The organism is Acidovorax sp. HDW3, from assembly GCF_011303755.1.
GTDB lineage: Bacteria > Pseudomonadota > Gammaproteobacteria > Burkholderiales > Burkholderiaceae_C > Paenacidovorax.
On sequence record NZ_CP049885.1, the window covers coordinates 266,565 to 283,035 of the forward strand.

Below are 16,471 nucleotides of genomic sequence, written 5' to 3' on the forward strand. Positions count from 1 at the left end.
CATTGGCGCACCGGGACAGTGCGCCATGATCTGGCGCGTCCTGTCCTGTTCCTAGCACCGCGTCCGACACGATCGGATGCAAGGAGACCGTGGATGACCCCGCATACCCCGTTGCGGCTGCACGTACCCGAGCCTACTGGCAGGCCGGGCTGCAAGACCGACTTCTCGTACCTCAGCATCTCCCCCGCTGGCAGCGTACGCAAACCCCCCACCGACACCGCCCCCGCCGACACCGCCGACCTGGCCACCAGCCTGGTGCGCGTGCTCGATGATGACGGCAAGGCCGTTGGCCCCTGGGCCCCCGCCATCCACCCCGAGCGTCTGCGCCGGGGCCTGCGGGCGATGATGAAAACGCGCCTTTTCGATGCCCGCATGGTGCTGGCGCAGCGGCAGAAAAAGCTCTCGTTCTACATGCAGTGCCTGGGCGAGGAGGCCATTGCCGTGGCGCACTCGCTGGCGCTGCAGGACGGCGACATGTGCTTTCCCACCTACCGCCAGCAGGGGCTGCTGCTGGCGCGCGACGACATCTCCATGGTCGAGATGATGTGCCAGCTCATGAGCAATGTGCGCGACCCGAACAAGGGCCGCCAGTTGCCGGTGATGTACTCGTACAAGCGCGCGGGCTTTTTCTCCATCTCCGGCAACCTGGCCACGCAGGTGCCGCAGGCCGTGGGCTGGGCCATGGCGTCGGCCATCAAGGGCGATACCAAAATTGCCTCAGCCTGGATTGGCGATGGTTCGACGGCGGAGAGCGACTTTCACACCGCGCTCACCTTTGCCCACGTGTACCGCGCGCCGGTCATCATCAACGTGGTCAACAACCAGTGGGCGATTTCGAGCTTCCAGTCCATCGCCGGTGGCGAGGGCACGACCTTTGCCCAGCGCGGCGTGGGCGTGGGCATTGCCTCGCTGCGCGTCGATGGCAACGACTTTCTGGCCGTGTACGCCGCCTCGCAATGGGCGGCCGAGCGTGCGCGCAGCAACAACGGCCCGACGCTGATCGAGTGGGAAACCTACCGCGCCGGGCCCCATTCCACCTCCGACGACCCGAGCAAATACCGCCCTGCCGACGACTGGCAGCGCTTCCCGCTGGGCGACCCGATCGAGCGCCTGAAACAGCACCTGATCGCCATTGGCGAGTGGAGCGAGGCGCAGCACGAAGCGGCGCACAAGGAGCTGGAGGCCGAAATTCTGGCCGCGCAAAAAGAAGCCGAGAGCTACGGCAGCCTGCTCGATGGCCGCGTGCCCAGCGCCGCGACCATCTTCGACGATGTGTACAAAGAGCTGCCGGAGCACCTGCGCCGCCAGCGCCAGCAGATGGGGGTGTAAGCCATGGCAGAACACAAGGACAACCAGGTTCCCATGAGCATGATTGCCGCCCTGCGCTCGGGGCTGGACGTGATGATGGCCAAGGACGACAACGTCATCGTCTATGGCGAAGACGTGGGCTATTTCGGCGGCGTGTTCCGCGTCACCGAAGGGCTGCAGGCCAAGTACGGCAAGACGCGTTGCTTTGACGCACCGATTTCCGAGGCCGGCATCGTCGGCACCGCCATCGGCATGGCCGCCTACGGCCTGCGCCCGGCGGTGGAAATCCAGTTTGCCGATTACGTCTATCCGGCCTACGACCAGATCGTCTCCGAGCTGGCGCGCCTGCGCCACCGCTCGGCGGGCGATTTTTTTGCCCCCATCACCATCCGTATGCCCTGCGGCGGCGGCATTTACGGCGGGCAAACGCACAGCCAAAGCCCCGAGGCGGTGTTCACCCACGTCAGCGGCCTGCGCACGGTCATGCCCAGCAACCCCTACGACGCCAAGGGCCTGCTCATTGCCTCCATGGAATGCGACGACCCGGTCATCTTCCTGGAGCCCAAGCGCCTGTACAACGGCCCGTTCGACGGCCACCACGACAAACCCGTCGTGCCCTGGTCCAAGCACGACATGGGCCGCGTGTCCGAGGGCTACTACCAGGTGCCGCTCGATAAGGCGGCGGTGTTCCGCCCCGGCAAGGCCGTGACGGTGCTGGCCTACGGCACCATGGTCTGGGTGGCCGAGGCGGCGGCGCGCGAATCCGGTATCGACGCCGAAATCATCGACCTGCGCAGCCTCTGGCCGCTGGACCTGGACGCCATCGTCACCTCGGTGCAAAAAACCGGTCGCTGCGTCGTGGTGCACGAGGCCACGCGCACCAGCGGTTTTGGTGCTGAACTGGTGGCGTTGGTGCAAGAGCACTGCTTCTACCAGCTCGAAGCCCCCATCGAGCGCGTGACCGGCTGGGACACCCCCTACCCGCACGCCCAGGAATGGGCTTACTTCCCCGGCCCGGCCCGCGTGGCCGAGGCCCTCAAGCGCACTGTGGAGGCCTGACACCATGGGTATTTACGTGATCCGCGTGCCCGATATTGGCGAGGGCATTGCCGAAGTGGAACTGGTGGGCTGGAACGTGCAGGTGGGCGACAGCGTTGCCGAAGACCAGCACCTGGCCGATGTGATGACGGACAAGGCCACCGTCGAAGTGCCCTCGCCCGTCACGGGCAAGGTGCTGGCGCTGGGCTGCCAGGTCGGCCAGGTCATCGCCGTGGGCGCTGAACTGGTGCGGCTGGAGGTGGAAGGCGCTGGAAACTTCAAGGAAAATTCGGCTCCAGCGCCCGTCCATACAGCGCAAGCAGCTATCAATACAGTAGCAAAACAGCAGGCCGCGCCTGCCGCTGCACCCGTGCCCGCCACAGCGCCTGTGCCCGTGCCCGTGCCAGCGCCCCGCCCGGCCAGCGCCCTGCGCCCCACGGCCAGCGCGCGCAAAGAGGGCGAACGCCCCCTGGCCTCGCCCGCCGTGCGCCGCCGTGCGCAGGACATGGGGATCGACCTGCGCTACGTGCACGGTAGCGGCCCGGCCGGGCGCATTGCCCATGCCGACCTGGACGCCTACGCCGCCCACGGCGGCCAGCCCCAGGGCGTGGGCCGCACGCAGTACGCCGAGCGCCACGGCGAGGAGCACATCCCCGTCATCGGCCTGCGCCGCAAGATTGCGCAAAAAATGCAGGAGGCCAAGCGCCGTATCCCGCATTTCAGCTACGTCGAAGAAGTGGATGTGACCGAGCTCGAAGCCTTGCGCCAGCGGCTCAACCAGATGCACGGCGCGCAGCGCGGCAAGCTCACGCTGCTGCCCCTGCTGGCGCGCGCCATGGTGTGCTGCTTGCGCGATTTTCCGCAGATCAACGTCCGCTACGACGACGACGCGGGGCAGATCACGCGCTACGAGGCCGTGCACCTGGGCATTGCCGCGCAGACCGACGCCGGCCTGATGGTGCCCGTGCTGCGCCACGCCGAAAGCCTGGACCTGTGGCAATGCGCCGCCGGCATCGCCCGCCTGGCCGAGGGGGCCAAGAACGGCAAGCTGGCGCGCGAGGAGCTTTCGGGCTCCACCATCACCCTCACCAGCCTGGGGGCGCTGGGCGGCATCGTTTCCACACCCGTCATCAACCACCCCGAGGTGGCCATCGTCGGCGTGAACCGCATGATCGAGCGCCCCATGCTGCGCGGTGGCCAGGTGGTGGCGCGCCAGCTCATGAACCTGTCGTCCTCGTTTGACCACCGCGTGGTCGATGGCATGGACGCGGCGCGCTTCATCCAGGCCGTGCGCGCCCTGCTGGAAACCCCGGCGCTGCTGTTTGTGGACTGAACCGGGAGGCAAGAACATGAAAGAAATCACCACCAAGCTGCTCATCCTCGGCGGCGGCCCCGGCGGCTACGTGGCCGGTATCCGCGCCGGTCAGTTGGGCATTCCGACCGTGCTGGTCGAAGGCGCGAGCCTGGGCGGCACGTGCCTCAATATCGGCTGCATTCCGTCCAAGGCGCTGATCCACGCCGCGCACGAGTTTGCGCATGCCCGCCAGCAGGCGGGCGGCTCCAAAACCGGCATCCGCGTGCAGGAGCCGCAGATCGACATCGCGCAAACCGTGCGCTGGAAGGACGGCATCGTGCAGCGCCTGACCGGCGGTGTCGGCGGCCTGCTGCGCAAGGCGGGCGTGCAGGTGCAGAGGGGCTGGGCGCAGATAGAGGACGGCAAGACCGTCACCGTCACCCTGGCCGACGGCCAGACCCAGCGCGTGCACTGCGAGCACCTGCTGCTGGCCACCGGCTCCACGCCGGTGGAGCTGCCGTCCATGCCGTTTGGCGGCGCGATCTGGTCATCGACCGACGCGCTCTCGCCCGACGCCATCCCCAAACGCCTGGTCGTCGTCGGTGCGGGCTACATCGGGCTCGAACTGGGCATGGCCTACCGCAAGCTGGGCGCGGAAGTCACCGTGGTCGAAGCCGCGCAGCGCGTGCTGCCGAGCTACGACGAGGAGCTGACCCAGCCCGTGCTGGACGCGCTGCAAAAAAGCGGCGTCGTGCTGCACCTGGGCTGCAGCGTGGCGGGCTGGGACGCGCAGCACGGCGTGCACGTGCGTATCGACGCCCGCGCCGAGGACTTTGCCCTGCCCGCCGACCGCGTGCTCGTCGCCGTCGGCCGCAGGCCGCGCACCACGGGCTTTGGGCTGGAAGGTTTGCAGCTGGACATGGCCGGGCGCCACATCGCCATCGACGCGCACTGCAAAACCTCCATGCGCAACGTCTGGGCCATTGGCGACGTGACGGGCGAGCCCATGCTGGCGCACCGCGCCATGGCGCAGGGCGAATGCGTGGCCGAGCAGATCGCCGGGCAAAACCGGCGCTTCGAGCCCATGGCCATTCCCGCCGTGTGCTTTACCGACCCGGAGGTCGTCGTCGTCGGCAAAACCCCGGGCGAGGCCCGTGCCGCTGGCATCGCCTGCATCGATGCCGCCTTCCCCTTCGCCGCCAATGGCCGCGCCATGACGCTCGAAGCCACCGGCGGCTTTGTGCGCGTGGTGGCACGCGAGAGCGACCACCTCATCCTCGGCTGGCAGGCCGTGGGGCAGGGCGTGGCCGAACTCGCCGCCGCCTTTGGCCAGTCCATCGAGATGGGCGCGCGCCTGGAGGACGTGGCCCACACCATCCACGCCCACCCCACGCTGGGCGAGGCGGTGCAGGAGGCGGCGCTCAAGGCGCTGGGCCATGCGCTGCACATCTGATTTGCAGTGAAATCGGGCTCTAAGGCCCGCCCATCAAGCGCAAGCAGCTATAAAAAGTATAGCTGCTTGCGCTTTTTTGTGTGCCGACAAGCCGGGGTTTCACTAGTTTTGGGCGGTTTTTGTGTTCGTAATAATGAATTGGCGAAACGAACGTTCGTTCTTTTTTGCGCTTACAACACAAGGAGGCTTTCATGACCCGATTTCTGCGCCGCGCCCTGCGTGGCCTGGCCTTGGCCGCTGCCTGCCTGGCGCTGTGGCCCGTTGCCCAAGCCGGCAACAACTACACGCAAACGCGCAACCCCATCGTGCTGGTGCACGGCCTGTTTGGTTTTGACACCATCTTGGGCGTGGACTATTTCTACGGCATCCCCCAGGCGCTGCGCCAAGGCGGTGCCCAGGTTTATGTGGCCCAGGTCTCGGCAGACAACAGCACCGAAGTGCGCGGCGAGCAGCTGCTGGCCCAGGTCAAAACCATTTTGGCCCTCACTGGCGCACAAAAAGTCAACCTGATTGGCCACTCGCACGGCGGCCCGACCGTGCGCTACGTGGCCGGCGTGGCGCCGCAGCTGGTGGCCTCCATCACGTCGGTGGCCGGCCCCAACCGGGGCACGCGCCTGGTCGATGTGATCTTGGGCCTGGCCCCCCATGGCAGCGTGCAGGAAAAAGTCGTCACCGGTGCCATGAGCGCCTTGACGGGCTTGGTCAACCTGGGCACGGGCAATAAAAACCTGCCCCAAAACCACGTGGCGGCGCTTGAATCTTTGAGCACCGCCGGCTCCCTGCGCTTTAACCAGCGCTTTAACGCCGGCGTGCCCACCAGTGGCTGCGGCGATGGCGCCGAGCTGGTCGATGGCGTGCGCTATTACTCCTGGACGGGCAACAAGCCCAGCACCAACTTGCTCGATCCCAGCGACGCCATGCTGACGGCCACGAGCCTGCTGTTCAGCGAGCCCAACGACGGCCAGGTGCCGGTGTGCTCCTCGCGCCTGGGCAAAACGATTGGCACTTACGCCCACAACCACTTTGACGAAGTCAACCAGGTGCTGGGGCTGCGCGGCCTGTTCTCGCCCGACCCCGTGGTGCTGTACCGCGAGCACGCCCATCGCCTGCAAGCCCAGGGGCTGTGATGGCGATCCAGCGACTGTGGCGGTATGGCGCCGCCGGCCTTGTCGGGGCCGCCGTGCTGTGGTGGTGGCTGGCGCCGCAGGCGCTGCCCGATGTGTATTCAGGGCTGGGCGGCGCTGCGGCGCCCGCCTCTGGCGCTGCAGAGCAGGCGCGGGCGCAGCGCTCACCGGTAGAGCAGCAGGCCCATGAGGCGCTGCTGCGCCGCCCCGGCCTGCGCTACGCCCTCGAAGCCTGGCTGCTCGCTGCCGACCCCAGCGGCGACCGCGCCACCTTGCGGCAGCGGCTGCAAGCGCTGGCGGCGCAGCACTTTCCACCGCCGTACACCGAAGCCGCCCAGGCGCTGATGGTGCGTTACCTGGACTACCGCGAAGGCTTGCAGCAGGTTGAGCCGCCCAAGGACTTGCAAGACCCCGACGCCCTGCGCCAATCCCTGGCCAAGCTGCGCCAGGTGCAGCTCAAGCACTTTGACGCCGAGGAGTACGACGTCTTGTTTAGCGACCAGCAGCAGCTCGACGACTACACCCTCGCGCGCCTGGACATTGCCGGCAATCCCGACTTGTCTCCGGCGCAAAAGCAGCAAGCCTTGCAAGAGGCCCAAGCCCTGCTCGCCCCCGCCGAGCGCGCTGCCCGCGCCCAGGCCCAGGCGGCTTTGGATGCGGTCACCCAAACCGCCGCTTTTGAGCAACAAGGCACTGACGACGCCACGCGCCTGGCCCAGCGCAGCAGCGCCTACGGTGACGAAGCCGCCCAGCGCCTGGCCCAGCTCGACCAGCAAGAGCGCGCTTGGCAGGCCCGCGTGGCGCAATACGCCCAGGCCCAGGGTCAAGACAGCGCCAGTCTGGCGCAGCTGCGCGAACGCCTGTTCACCCCCCAGGAGCAGCTGCGCCTGGACGCAGCGCTGCGAATGCGCAAAGAGGCAAAGTAGGCAAAGCAGGCAAAGAAGAAAAATAGTAAATAAGGGCTCTATCCCTTTGTTGGTCAGCGCAAGCAGCTATCAAAAATATAGTGCTTGCGCTGTTTTTATTTCCGCTGGGGGGCGATGGGGTAGCCCGTTTCCTGCACCAACCGGCGCAGCAGCTGCTGGCCCAGGTGCTGTGCGGGCAGGGCGCTGGCGAGCGTCACCGTCGCGCCGTTGTCTAACTGGGCCAGCACTCGGTAGTACGCAATGCTGCGGCGGGTTTGGTGCAGGGTGTAATGCGGTTGCAACGCCAGGTGAATCAGTGCCTGCGGCGGCCATTGCTGCCAGCGCAGCGGCAGGCCCAAGAGGCGCTGCTCAATCCGCAGCCCTTGCTGGCCGAGGAGCACCACGCGGCTGTGCGCCAGGCGAAACAAGGCCAGCAACACCGCGCTGCCCCCAGCCAGGCCAAACACCACGGCAAACCACCCCGGCGTGGCGCCGCGCATCCACTGCTGCATCCCCAGAAAAACCATCCCGGTGAGCGCCAGCGAAAACAAGGGCCGGCGCCCATGGCGGCTCGTCTTTTGCTGCAGCTGCAGGCCGCCGGGGTAGGGCGTGAGTTGGCACAGATCCTCCAGGGCCAAGCCCTGCGCGGTGTACGCTGGCGCCGGTGTGGGGGTGGGTTGATCTTCGGCCTGCTCTGTTGCGTTGTAGCGCCAGGCAAACACCAGTATGGCGATCCCCGCACCGCCAAACATCACCACAAACACCAGCTTGAAGGCCAGCAGCCCGGGGCGCAGGCTGCGGTCGAGCACCGCTTCATGCGGGGCGCTGGGGTTGACCCAGGCCGTCACCGGCGCGCCCTGCGCCAGGGCCTGCTCCAGTCGCTGGCCCAGCTGCTGCTGAAAATTGCCAATGTTGTCCGCCCCGCCGCCAATGGCCACGCGCTGCCCGGCGTAGGGCTGGCCGGCAAAAAGATAGCGGTATTGGGCATGGGCCAGGTAGGTGGTGCTGGACTTGCTCCCGCTCTTTTTGCGCAGCTCGGCCACCAGCAGCTGCGCTGGCACCGGCTCCCAAAATTGCATACGCGCCCAGTCGTACAGCGTGGGCAGCACGCTCAGCAGCAACATGCCCAGGCCAATGGCGGCAAAGGGCAGGGCAAACAGGGTCAGCAGCCAGCGGCCAGTGCGCGAGGCAGTCGGTGGGGTATGGGCCATGGCTGCAGAGCTTACGCCGCAGCTGCCATGGCCTGCATGGGGGCGATCGCGGTGGCGCCCGCAGCAGAGGGCGCCCAGGGCGCCCTAAAATGTCCGGTTCGCGTGCGTTTTCATGGCACGCCTACCGGATTGCCCGCCATGCTCACCTTCCAACAAATCATCCTCAAACTCCAGTCCTACTGGGCCGACCAGGGTTGCGCGCTTTTGCAGCCCTACGACATGGAGGTCGGCGCCGGCACTTCGCACACCGCCACCTTTTTGCGCGCCATCGGCCCCGAGCCTTGGCGCGCCGCCTACGTGCAGCCCAGCCGCCGCCCCAAGGACGGGCGCTACGGCGACAACCCCAACCGCCTGCAGCACTACTACCAGTTCCAGGTGGTCCTGAAGCCCGCGCCGGCCAACATCCTGGAGCTGTACCTGGGCAGCCTCGAAGCGCTGGGCTTTGATCTGAAGAAGAACGACATCCGCTTCGTCGAGGACGACTGGGAGAACCCCACGCTCGGTGCCTGGGGCCTGGGCTGGGAAGTCTGGCTCAACGGCATGGAAGTGACGCAGTTCACCTACTTCCAGCAGGTGGCCGGCATCGACTGCAAGCCCGCCACCGGCGAGATCACCTACGGTCTGGAACGCCTGGCCATGTACCTGCAGGGCGTGGACAACGTCTACAACCTGACCTGGACGGAAGGGCCTGATGGATCCAAGTTGAGTTATGGCGACGTGTACCACCAGAACGAGGTCGAGCAGTCCACCTACAACTTCGAGCATTCCGACGCCGACTTTTTGTTCACCGCCTTTGGCGCGTATGAGAAGCAGGCCCAGCATTTGATGGCCGAGCAGCTGGCGCTGCCCGCCTACGAGCAGGTCTTGAAGGCCGCGCACACCTTCAACCTGCTCGATGCGCGCGGGGCGATCAGCGTCACCGAGCGCGCCGCCTACATTGGCCGCATCCGCAACCTGGCGCGCGCCGTGGGCAAGAGCTACCTCGACAGCCGCGCGCGCCTGGGTTTTCCCATGGCGCCGCGCGCACATGCCGATGAGGTGCTGGCCGAGCTGGCCAAGGCCGCCGAACAACAAAGCAAAAAAGCCGCCTGAGCCGGAGAGAACCCCATGACCACCGCTAATTTGCTCGTTGAACTGTTCGTTGAAGAACTGCCCCCCAAAGCCCTGCAAAAGCTGGGCGACGCCTTTGCCAGCGTGCTGCACGCCCAGCTCGTGGCCCAGGGCCTGGCGGCGCCAGATGCCGCCTGCACCGCCTACGCCTCGCCGCGCCGCCTGGCTGCGCACATCACCGGCGTGCTGGCGCAGGCGCCGGACAAGGCCGTGTCGCAAAAACTCATGCCCGTGGCCGTGGGCCTGGCTGCCGACGGCCAGGCCACGCCCGCGCTCTTGAAAAAACTCGCCGCCCTGGGCGCCGATGCCAGCGCCGTGGCGGGCTTGAAGCGCGTGCACGACGGCAAGGCCGAGGTGCTGTACTTTGAAAGCACCGCCCAGGGCGCCACCCTGGCCGAGGGCCTGCAAAAAGCGCTGGACGAGGCCCTGGCCAAGCTGCCCATCCCCAAGGTCATGCGCTACCAGCTGCAGGACGGCTGGAGCAGCGTGCACTTCGTGCGCCCGGCGCACGGCCTGGTGGCGCTGCACGGCAGCAGCGTGGTGCCGGTGCAAGCGCTGGGCCTCACGGCGGGCAGCCACACGCAAGGCCACCGCTTTGAAGCCAAGGCCAGCCCCGTGGTGCTGCAAAACGCCGACAGCTACGCCCAGCAGCTGCGCGATGAGGGCGCCGTGATTGCCAGCTTTGCCGAGCGCCGCGCCGCCATTGCCGAGCAGCTCCAACAGGCTGCAGCGCAGGTGGGGGGCGGGGTACGTGCTATCGAAGATGAAGCGCTGCTCGATGAAGTGACCGCCCTGGTTGAGCGCCCCAACGTGCTGGTGTGCCAGTTCGAGGAAGAATTCCTGGCCGTGCCGCAGGAATGCCTGATTCTGACCATGAAGGCCAACCAGAAGTACTTCCCGCTGCTGGACGCCGAAGGCAAGCTGACCCACCGCTTCCTCATCGTCAGCAACATCGCACCGCAAGACGCCAGCGCCGTCATTCAGGGCAACGAGCGCGTGGTGCGCCCGCGCCTGGCGGATGCCAAATTCTTCTTCGACCAGGACCGCAAAAAGACGCTGGTCAGCCGCGTGCCGCAGCTGGCCAAGGTGGTCTACCACAACCAGCTGGGCACCCAGGGCGAGCGCGTGGAGCGCGTGCGCGCCATCGCCCAGGCCATTGGCGCGCAGCTGTTCGCGGCCCTGGCCGCGCGCCATGCGATTGACGGCACGCAGGACGCCGAGGTGGTGCAGGACTATTTGATGACCTGCGTAGACAACGCCGCGCTGCTGGCCAAGACCGACCTGGTCACCGACATGGTGGGCGAGTTCCCCGAGCTGCAGGGCACCATGGGCGCGTACTACGCCGTCAACGACGGCCTGCCCGACGACGTCGCCCACGCCATTGAAGACCACTACAAGCCGCGCTTTGCCGGCGATGCCCTGCCGCGCAACAACGTCGGCCTGGTGGTGGCGCTGGCCGACAAGCTCGAAACCCTGGTGGGCATGTTCGGCATCGGCAACCTGCCCACCGGCGACCGCGACCCGTTTGCGCTGCGCCGCCACGCGCTGGGCGTGATCCGTATGCTGGTCGAGAAGGACTTGCCGCTGAACGTACCGGCGCTGCTGGCCGCTGCCGTGCCCGCCTTTGGCGACAAAATTCAAGACCCGACGGCGGCGCTGCAGGATTTCATCTACGAGCGCCTGGCCGGCAGCCTGCGCGAGCAGGGCTACAGCGCACAAGAGGTGGACGCCGTGCTGGCGCTGCGCCCCGAGCAGCTCGCCCTGGTGGGCCAGCAGCTGGCGGCGGTGCGCGCCTTTGCGCAATTGCCCGAGGCGCCCGCGCTGGCGGCAGCCAACAAGCGCGTGACCAACATCCTGAAAAAAGCCGAGGCCGAAAGCCCGGTGGACGCCCACGTCAACCCCGAGCTGCTGCAGGAGCAGGCCGAGCAGGATTTGTACGCCCAGCTGCAGCGCTTCGTGCCCGAGGCCGACGCGCAGTTTGCCGCTGGCGATTTCACCGCCAGCCTGCAGACCCTGGCCGTGCTGCGCGCGCCGGTCGATGCCTTCTTTGACGACGTCATGGTCAACGCCGAGCAACTGGACGTGCGCCTGAACCGCCTGGGCCTGCTCAAGACCCTGCACCAGGCCATGAACCGCGTCGCCGACCTCTCACGCCTGGCGGCCTGAGCACCATGACCGTCCCCACCACCGCCCCCGAACGCGCGCGCGCGGCGCCGCAGCTGCTGTGGCTGCTCTGGGCGCCGCCGCTGGCGCTGGTGGCGCTGCGCTGGGTGCTCGATTGGCAGGCCGAGCGCTACCCGAGCGCACCCGTCTGGCGCCTGCAGCCCTTTGTGGGCACGCAAGACCCCTGGGCCTGGGTGGCCCCGCTGGCCGGGGCGCTGGTGGCGCTGGCGCTGCTGACCCTCTTGTTGCGCGCGCTGGTGCGCCGTGGCCAGGGGCGCTGGGTGCGGCGGGGGCTGCTGGCGGCGTGGTGGCTGGTGTGTGCGCTGGGGGCGGCGGCGCAGCTCCTGGGGCCGCTCAATCTGCGGGGGCTGCAGCCGCAGGCGCCGCTGCAGGCCGAGATCGTCGGCCGCCATGTGCAGGCGCCGTCGCTGCGCTCCACGGGTGGCACGCTGCTGGTGCTGCGCCTGGCGGGGCAGGATGCGCAAGATGTGCAAGGGCCGCTGGTGCAGCTGCTGCTCGACGACCCGGCCGCCGCCGCGCTACCGGTGCACCAGCAGCTGCAGCTGCAGTGGGCGCTGGGGCGCTGGCAGGGGCGCTACGTCACCGCCTGGCAACCGCTTTCCTGAATAATCGCCGACCATGAAAATCGCCATCTTTGACCGCGACGGTACCCTCAACCAACTGGGCGAGGAGTACATCACCCGGCCCGAAGAATGGCAGGCCGAGGCCGGCGCCCTGGAGGCCGTGGCGCGCCTGAACCGTGCCGGCTGGCATGTGGTGGTGGCCACCAACCAGCCGGGCCTGGGGCGCGGGCTGCTCGACACCGTCTCGCTCAACGCCATCCACGCCAAGATGCTGCGCCAGCTCAGCAGCCAGGGCGGGCGCATCGACGCCATCTTCTACTGCCCCCACGTGCCCGACGACGCCTGCAGCTGCCGCAAGCCCGCCCCCGGCCTGCTGCTGCAGATTGCCGAGCGCTACGGCGTCGAGCCGCGCGAGCTGCGCGTCGTCGGCAGCAACCCCACGCACCTGCAGGCCGGCGCTGCCATCGGTGCGCAGCTGCACCTGGTGTGCACCGGCCTGTCGGCCCAGCTGGCGCCGGGCCAGCCGCTGCCCAGTGAGGTGCCCGCTGGCACCCAGGTGCACGCCGACCTGCAGGCCTTTGCCGACAGGCTGCTGCAAACCGCAGCAGCAGACGTGGTTTAAGGTTTGTATTTACTATTTTTACTATTAAAACAATAGCTGCTAGCGCTTGTCGTTATTGGGCTAGAGGCAAAAAACACCCCTATTTATGTCCCTGCTGCGCTCCTTGGCCCATCTGCTGTGGATGGGCGTCACGATTGTTCCCTATACCCTGGCGATCTTGCTGTGCTCCTGGTGCGGGCTGCGCGGGCCGCGCCTGTACCGCATCGCCCGCGCCTGGCTGGCGCTGAGCGTCGATGGGGCGCGCTGGATTCTGGGCATCCGCGTGCGCATCAGCGGCATGGAGCAGCTGCCGCAAGACCCGCAGCAGGGCGTGGTGCTGCTGGTCAAGCACCAGTCCACCTTCGAGACGTTCTTGATGCCGGCCATCATGCCGCGCCCGCTGGCCTACGTGTTCAAGAAAGAGCTGCTCCAGATTCCGTTCTTTGGCTGGTCGATTGGCAGCCTGGACATGATCCACATCGACCGCAGTCAGCGCGCGCGCGCCTTCGTGCACGTCATCCGGCGCGGCAAGGAGCTGCTGGCGCAGGGCACCTGGGTCATCATGTTCCCCGAGGGCACGCGCATGGCGCGCGGCACCACTGGCGAGTACCAGGCCAGTGGCGCGCGCCTGGCGATCGAGGCCGGCGTGCCCGTGGTGCCGGTGGCCGTGACCTCGGCCAAATGCTGGCCGCGCAAGGCTTTCATCAAGACGCCGGGGCTGGTCGATGTCTCTGTTGGCGCGCCCATCGCCACCGCCGGGCGCAAGTCCGACGAGCTCATGCGCGAAGTGCAAACCTGGATCGAGGCCGAGATGCGCCGCCTCGACCCCGAGGCCTACCGCGACTGACATGGCCAGCTGGGTGCAGCAGGTGCTCGCGTGGCTCGACGCGCCCGCGCCGCCCCCGGCAGCGGGCGTTGGGCCGCGCCCCCAGGCCCGCCGCGAGGTGCTGCTCGCCGGCCAGCGCGTGCCCTATCGCCTGCAGCGCGCGCGGCGCAAGAGCATTGGCATGACGGTGGGCGCCGACGGCCTGGCCGTGCGCGCGCCCAGCGGGGTCACGCTCGCCACCATCGACGCCGCCTTGCAGGAAAAAGCCGACTGGATCGTGCGCAAGCTCGGCGAGGTGCAGCAGCGCCAGCGTCTGCAGGAAGCGGCGCGCATCGTCTGGCAGGCCGGCGCGCAGCTGCCCTACCTGGGCGCGCCGCTGACGCTGCGCCTGGACGCCACGCAGCGCCGGCGCCAGCAGCTGCTGCACAGCGACGCTGACGGCGGGGCGCAGCTCTTTCTTGGTCTGGCGCAGGACGCGCAGCCGGCGCAAATCCGCGACGCCACCCAGGCCTGGTTCTTGCGCCAGGCGCGCAGCCACTTTGATGCCCGGCTGGCGCACTTTGCCCCCCAGCTCGGGGTGCAGCACAGCCGCCTGCGCCTGTCGGGCGCGGCCACGCGCTGGGGCAGCGCGCGCAGCGATGGCAGCATCATGCTCAACTGGCGCCTGCTGCACTACCGCCCGGCGCTGATCGACTACGTGGTGGTGCACGAGCTCTCGCACCTGCGCGTGATGGACCACAGCCCGCAGTTCTGGCGCATCGTTGCCACCTTGGTGCCCGATTACGCGCAGCTGCGCCAGCAGCTGCGCGCACAACCCGCCCCGCCCTGGGATTGACTGTTTTTTGGAGCTTTTGCCATGACCACACCGCACCGCCCGGCCTACGCCGGTGACGTCACCCCCGAGCAAGCCTGGCAGTGGGTGCAAGCGGGCGCCGCCGTGCTGATCGACGTGCGCACCGACGCCGAGCGCGCCTGGGTCGGCTTCGTGCCCGGCGCCGTCGCCGTGGCCTGGAAGCAGTGGCCCGGCATGGCGCTCAACCCCGCGTTTGACGACCAGTTGCGCGCCGCCGTGCCCGCCGGCATGAAGGCCGTGCTGCTGTGCCGCAGCGGCGTGCGCTCGGTGGCGGCGGCCGAGCGCGCCGCTGAGCTGGGCATCAATGCCTACAACATCCTCGAAGGCTTCGAGGGCGAGCGCGACGAGCACGGCCAGCGCGGCCAGCGCAGCGGCTGGCGCCAGCGCGGCCTGCCCTGGCAGCAGGGCTGAGCGGCAGGCTCAAGCGCCGGCATTTTTGGCCGATAAGGGGGCAGCGCCTGCCGCCCTCGTCCTTGCTGTGCCGGTTGCTCTCTTTTTCTTCCCGATAGGAGCCCCGGCATGTCCGCCATCACCCCGGTTTTCAGCAGCCCCCTTGTCGCTCCCAGTGCGGTTCTGCGCCCGCCTCTGGCGCAGGCCGAGCCGGCACAGGGCAGCGAGGATGGGCGCGCCAGCACCCGCGTCAGCCTCTCGGTCGCCAGTGCGCCCGTGGTGTACCCCAAACCCAGCCTGCCCCAGCGCAGCACCGAATGGGCGGCGCGCAGCGACGACAGCCTGAGCCGCCAGATCGAGAGCAACGTGCAGGCCGGCTCCAGCCTGGCGCAGCGCTTCAAGGGCCTGGGCGGGGCGCTCTTGACGCAATTTGCCCGCACCGGCGAGGACTATGCCCAGACCCTGGCGTTCAACGTCGATCGCCGCCAGGGGCTCGATGCCCAGCTGCAGGGCCTGCGCGAGGGTGCGGCCGAGGTCACGCTGCAGCTCAAGACCCGCGCCGGCCAGAGCGTGGAGCTGCGCATGAGCTCGCGCGGCAGCGGCGGCGCCGATGGCGTCTTCGGACTGCAGGTGCAAATGAGCAGCCAAGGCCCGCTGGGCAGCAGCGAGCGCCAGGCCCTGGGGCGCCTGGCCGAGGGCCTGGACAAGGCCCTGGCGGGGCTGGTCCAAGACGGTGGGCCGGAGTTGGCGCTGCAGGATGTGCTCGGTTTTGACCGCAGCCAGTTCGCCAGCCTGCGCCTGGAGATGAAAGTGCCGCCGGGCGAGGGCCCGCAGCGCAGCTTCAGCCTGCAACTGGGCGAGCGCGAAAACCGCCTGGCCTTGAAAACCGAAAACGGCGAGGTCAACCTGCGCCTGGACAACGCCGGCACCCTGGCCAACGCCGCGCCGGCGCAGCGCCAGGCGGCCATTGCGCGCCAGCTGCGCGCGGTGGACGAGGCGGGCGCGCGCGGCCATGCCGACGATGCCACGGTGGCGCTGTTCAAAAGCGCGTTCGCGCAAATGCACGGGGCGGCGCTGGAGTCGGCCCAGGCCAATGCCCCGGGTGTGCGCGCGGCGCCGCTGCACCTGGCGCCGGCCCTGGCGGCGCGCACGCAGGAGCTGGTCAGCGGCCTGGCCGATTTCGAGGCCAGCTTCAGCAGCGACGCCTCGCGCCTGAACGACGACGGCGTCCTGACCGAGAAAAGCCACACCGACTACCGCCTGAGCCAGAAAACCGAAGTCGTGCAGCGCCGCCCTGGCGACGTGCGCGTGCAGCAGGTGCTGGACATGCAGCTCAAGGCCACCCTGATGCAGGCGCGCAACGGTGGGATGCTGATCCCCAGCGAGGGCAACTACGACGTGACGCAGATCGACGACCGGCAGACACAGCGCACCACCATCGAGGCCGTGGCCGGCGAGCTGGTGCGCGCTGCGCGCGACACCGAGCGCCAGCAGCACACGCTGTGGAAGCGACTGGAGCAGCACCGCGCCGTAGAGCAGCGCAGCACGCCCGATCAGCAGCGCTTTGTGGAGCTATTGATTTGATAGCTGCTAGCGCTTGCTGAGTAAGCG

15 protein-coding genes are annotated in these 16,471 nt (G+C 68.1%); 14 read left to right on the forward strand and 1 reads right to left on the reverse strand.

Going from position 1 to position 16,471, the window contains the following annotated elements:
• Nucleotides 1–93 precede the first annotated feature (93 nt).
• From G7045_RS01165 to G7045_RS01190, 6 genes are all read left to right on the forward strand, one after another.
• On the forward strand, nt 94–1,329 hold the full coding sequence (locus G7045_RS01165) for a 3-methyl-2-oxobutanoate dehydrogenase (2-methylpropanoyl-transferring) subunit alpha (protein ID WP_166156138.1): 1,236 nt from the start codon (nt 94–96) through the stop codon (nt 1,327–1,329).
• Nucleotides 1,330–1,332: 3 nt separating this feature from the next.
• The gene (locus G7045_RS01170) at nt 1,333–2,367 is read left to right on the forward strand and encodes an alpha-ketoacid dehydrogenase subunit beta (protein WP_240919247.1); all 1,035 of its coding nucleotides are present in this window, start codon (nt 1,333–1,335) and stop codon (nt 2,365–2,367) included.
• A gap of 4 nt (nt 2,368–2,371) precedes the next feature.
• A complete protein-coding gene (locus G7045_RS01175) occupies nt 2,372–3,679 on the forward strand; it encodes a dihydrolipoamide acetyltransferase family protein (RefSeq protein ID WP_166156141.1) in 1,308 nt (435 codons plus the stop codon).
• Nucleotides 3,680–3,695: 16 nt separating this feature from the next.
• Nucleotides 3,696–5,093 carry a dihydrolipoyl dehydrogenase gene (lpdA, locus tag G7045_RS01180; RefSeq protein WP_166156144.1) on the forward strand — a complete coding sequence of 466 codons (1,398 nt, stop codon included), beginning with the start codon at nt 3,696–3,698 and terminating at the stop codon, nt 5,091–5,093.
• Nucleotides 5,094–5,284: 191 nt separating this feature from the next.
• Nucleotides 5,285–6,220, forward strand: a complete 936-nt coding sequence (locus tag G7045_RS01185; RefSeq protein ID WP_166156147.1) for a triacylglycerol lipase — start codon at nt 5,285–5,287, stop codon at nt 6,218–6,220.
• Complete coding sequence (locus G7045_RS01190; RefSeq protein WP_166156150.1) at nt 6,220–7,143, forward strand: lipase secretion chaperone; 924 nt, start codon at nt 6,220–6,222, stop codon at nt 7,141–7,143. The genes G7045_RS01185 and G7045_RS01190 overlap by 1 nt, the downstream gene beginning before the upstream one ends.
• 95 nt (nt 7,144–7,238) lie before the next feature.
• Here G7045_RS01190 and G7045_RS01195 read toward each other — a convergent pair whose 3' ends face one another.
• The gene (locus G7045_RS01195) at nt 7,239–8,333 is read right to left on the reverse strand and encodes a DUF3592 domain-containing protein (protein ID WP_166156153.1); all 1,095 of its coding nucleotides are present in this window, start codon (nt 8,331–8,333) and stop codon (nt 7,239–7,241) included.
• 138 nt (nt 8,334–8,471) lie between these two features.
• On the opposite strand from G7045_RS01195, the gene glyQ reads away from it, so the two are divergent.
• From glyQ to G7045_RS01235, 8 genes are all read left to right on the forward strand, one after another.
• Nucleotides 8,472–9,425 carry a glycine--tRNA ligase subunit alpha gene (gene glyQ, locus G7045_RS01200; protein ID WP_166156156.1) on the forward strand — a complete coding sequence of 318 codons (954 nt, stop codon included), beginning with the start codon at nt 8,472–8,474 and terminating at the stop codon, nt 9,423–9,425.
• Nucleotides 9,426–9,440: 15 nt separating this feature from the next.
• A complete protein-coding gene (gene glyS / locus G7045_RS01205) occupies nt 9,441–11,609 on the forward strand; it encodes a glycine--tRNA ligase subunit beta (RefSeq protein ID WP_166156159.1) in 2,169 nt (722 codons plus the stop codon).
• A 5-nt stretch (nt 11,610–11,614) separates the two neighbouring features.
• Nucleotides 11,615–12,232: a hypothetical protein gene (locus G7045_RS01210; RefSeq protein ID WP_166156162.1), complete on the forward strand. Its 618-nt coding sequence runs from the start codon at nt 11,615–11,617 to the stop codon at nt 12,230–12,232.
• 13 nt (nt 12,233–12,245) lie between these two features.
• A complete protein-coding gene (gene gmhB, locus G7045_RS01215) occupies nt 12,246–12,812 on the forward strand; it encodes a D-glycero-beta-D-manno-heptose 1,7-bisphosphate 7-phosphatase (RefSeq protein ID WP_166156164.1) in 567 nt (188 codons plus the stop codon).
• Nucleotides 12,813–12,897: 85 nt separating this feature from the next.
• Nucleotides 12,898–13,638, forward strand: coding sequence for a 1-acyl-sn-glycerol-3-phosphate acyltransferase (locus tag G7045_RS01220; protein WP_166156167.1), 741 nt, complete (start codon nt 12,898–12,900; stop codon nt 13,636–13,638).
• A 1-nt stretch (nt 13,639) separates the two neighbouring features.
• Nucleotides 13,640–14,452 (forward strand): M48 family metallopeptidase, encoded by an 813-nt coding sequence (locus G7045_RS01225; protein ID WP_166156170.1) that lies wholly within the window; start codon nt 13,640–13,642, stop codon nt 14,450–14,452.
• Between the two features lie 21 nt (nt 14,453–14,473).
• On the forward strand, nt 14,474–14,881 hold the full coding sequence (locus tag G7045_RS01230; protein ID WP_166156173.1) for a rhodanese-like domain-containing protein: 408 nt from the start codon (nt 14,474–14,476) through the stop codon (nt 14,879–14,881).
• Between the two features lie 108 nt (nt 14,882–14,989).
• Nucleotides 14,990–16,444 (forward strand): hypothetical protein, encoded by a 1,455-nt coding sequence (locus G7045_RS01235; RefSeq protein WP_166156176.1) that lies wholly within the window; start codon nt 14,990–14,992, stop codon nt 16,442–16,444.
• Nucleotides 16,445–16,471 lie beyond the last annotated feature (27 nt).

What these genes read in the sequence shown, in the direction of transcription:
- G7045_RS01165 (WP_166156138.1), top strand. Translation starts at nt 94, where the DNA reads ATGACCCCGCATACCCCGTTGCGGCTGCACGTACCCGAGCCTACTGGC.
- G7045_RS01170 (WP_240919247.1), top strand. Translation starts at nt 1,333, where the DNA reads ATGGCAGAACACAAGGACAACCAGGTTCCCATGAGCATGATTGCCGCC.
- G7045_RS01175 (WP_166156141.1), top strand. Translation starts at nt 2,372, where the DNA reads ATGGGTATTTACGTGATCCGCGTGCCCGATATTGGCGAGGGCATTGCC.
- lpdA (WP_166156144.1), top strand. Translation starts at nt 3,696, where the DNA reads ATGAAAGAAATCACCACCAAGCTGCTCATCCTCGGCGGCGGCCCCGGC.
- G7045_RS01185 (WP_166156147.1), top strand. Translation starts at nt 5,285, where the DNA reads ATGACCCGATTTCTGCGCCGCGCCCTGCGTGGCCTGGCCTTGGCCGCT.
- G7045_RS01190 (WP_166156150.1), top strand. Translation starts at nt 6,220, where the DNA reads ATGGCGATCCAGCGACTGTGGCGGTATGGCGCCGCCGGCCTTGTCGGG.
- G7045_RS01195 (WP_166156153.1), bottom strand. Translation starts at nt 8,333, where the DNA reads ATGGCCCATACCCCACCGACTGCCTCGCGCACTGGCCGCTGGCTGCTG.
- glyQ (WP_166156156.1), top strand. Translation starts at nt 8,472, where the DNA reads ATGCTCACCTTCCAACAAATCATCCTCAAACTCCAGTCCTACTGGGCC.
- glyS (WP_166156159.1), top strand. Translation starts at nt 9,441, where the DNA reads ATGACCACCGCTAATTTGCTCGTTGAACTGTTCGTTGAAGAACTGCCC.
- G7045_RS01210 (WP_166156162.1), top strand. Translation starts at nt 11,615, where the DNA reads ATGACCGTCCCCACCACCGCCCCCGAACGCGCGCGCGCGGCGCCGCAG.
- gmhB (WP_166156164.1), top strand. Translation starts at nt 12,246, where the DNA reads ATGAAAATCGCCATCTTTGACCGCGACGGTACCCTCAACCAACTGGGC.
- G7045_RS01220 (WP_166156167.1), top strand. Translation starts at nt 12,898, where the DNA reads ATGTCCCTGCTGCGCTCCTTGGCCCATCTGCTGTGGATGGGCGTCACG.
- G7045_RS01225 (WP_166156170.1), top strand. Translation starts at nt 13,640, where the DNA reads ATGGCCAGCTGGGTGCAGCAGGTGCTCGCGTGGCTCGACGCGCCCGCG.
- G7045_RS01230 (WP_166156173.1), top strand. Translation starts at nt 14,474, where the DNA reads ATGACCACACCGCACCGCCCGGCCTACGCCGGTGACGTCACCCCCGAG.
- G7045_RS01235 (WP_166156176.1), top strand. Translation starts at nt 14,990, where the DNA reads ATGTCCGCCATCACCCCGGTTTTCAGCAGCCCCCTTGTCGCTCCCAGT.